Source organism: Erwinia sp. V71, from assembly GCF_965644245.1.
In the GTDB taxonomy this organism is placed as follows: domain Bacteria; phylum Pseudomonadota; class Gammaproteobacteria; order Enterobacterales; family Enterobacteriaceae; genus Erwinia.
This window is the reverse complement of the sequence record NZ_CBFFRK010000239.1, coordinates 1-1,296: the sequence shown is the minus strand read 5'-3', so window position 1 is coordinate 1,296 and position 1,296 is coordinate 1. Positions and strand designations below refer to the sequence as shown.

The window sequence follows — 1,296 nt, the reverse complement described above, 5'->3', positions numbered from 1 at the left end:
TTCCGGCAGCCTTCAGTGGTCTTTGCAGAGTTAAGACAGGCGGCTTAGCGTTGCACTTCGAACTTGAATCCGCCAACTGGTCTTATTTTAATTTAGCTATTTTTTTAGCCGCGGGTGACAGAGGAAAGGTTTGAGTGATGTGAGGCTGTTGCAGAGTATTCGCTTACTTTCACGCCACAGAGGAGAAAAAGAGAGCAATCAAACCGTTTTGCCAGAAAAACATTTGACGCTCTGGCCGCTTTACGGTTTAATGCGCCCCGTTGCCCGGATAGCTCAGTCGGTAGAGCAGGGGATTGAAAATCCCCGTGTCGGTGGTTCGATTCCGCCTCCGGGCACCACTCTTCAGAGCCTGTTCGTTAGGGGTTGAGATCCTTAACGGGCATGACAGTGGTCCCCAGCATGATGTTGGTAGTTTACTTACCGCACCATAGTTGAACACGGGACTTAAGTCCGGAGGATGTTAGCGCATCCTCTGGACTTCTCATGTCCTTAAAAAAATACTTCAGCAACGTATTTACCTTTAGAAACGTTTTCTGTCAATCTTTTGTAAAGGTTTACCTCGGTTTTTTTCTCCTTTAAGAATCATATCGTTAAGATTTGACTTAAGATTAATCCTAGGCAACTTCCAGCTGTTCCAACACACTTCTGACCTTGTTTATATCACTTTCTACGTACTGTAGAGTAACGGCTGGCGTGGAATGGCCCAAAAGATCCTGAGCCATTTTAAGGTTTCGATCAGGCATACTCATCAAGTTAGTCGCTATTGTGTGGCGGAATCGATGAGGGCTCACAACAAATCCGCACTCATTTGAAAGACGTCGGAAAAATGCACGAAGAGGGGGATTATCCATGTTTTCACTGATCTCATTTCTGCGTCCATCAAAGCGCGATAAATTGAAAAGCTGCTCTTCCATTTTTGCACCTTTCTCAAGAGAAAGGTTATAAAGCCTTTCAAGTCTTGGTTTCAGGTGACGTGTGATTGGAACTAAATGCTCTTTATGATTTTTCGCTCCTTCTGGACGAAGGCTTATCCAGTTATGTTCAAAACTGACGTCACATAATCTAATATGCAGAAGTTGATTTTGCCTCATTCCTGTTCTTCGTAAGGCATCAAGTACGGTAAGCCAAAACCATGCAGGCCTCAACGCTGACCTTTGGATAAAATTTTTCCCAAACTGTTCATCAGACTCCCTTGACTCCATCAAAAGATAAATTTTGTTTATTCGCGAATTCAGATAATAAGTGCAACGCTTGGTCATGTGGATGGAGGGACGGTTAGCTACCGATAAGCTATCC

At 44.1% G+C, this 1,296-nt stretch carries 1 protein-coding gene and 1 tRNA gene; one reads left to right on the top strand and one right to left on the bottom strand.

Going from position 1 to position 1,296, the window contains the following annotated elements:
* Positions 1–262: 262 nt before the first annotated feature.
* Positions 263–338, top strand: a tRNA-Phe gene (locus tag ACSZO1_RS22390).
* 276 nt (positions 339–614) lie between these two features.
* On the opposite strand, the gene ACSZO1_RS22385 is transcribed toward ACSZO1_RS22390, so the two are convergent.
* Positions 615–1,296, bottom strand: a 682-nt coding sequence (locus ACSZO1_RS22385) for a site-specific integrase (protein WP_437616583.1), incomplete at its 5' end; no start/stop codon positions are given.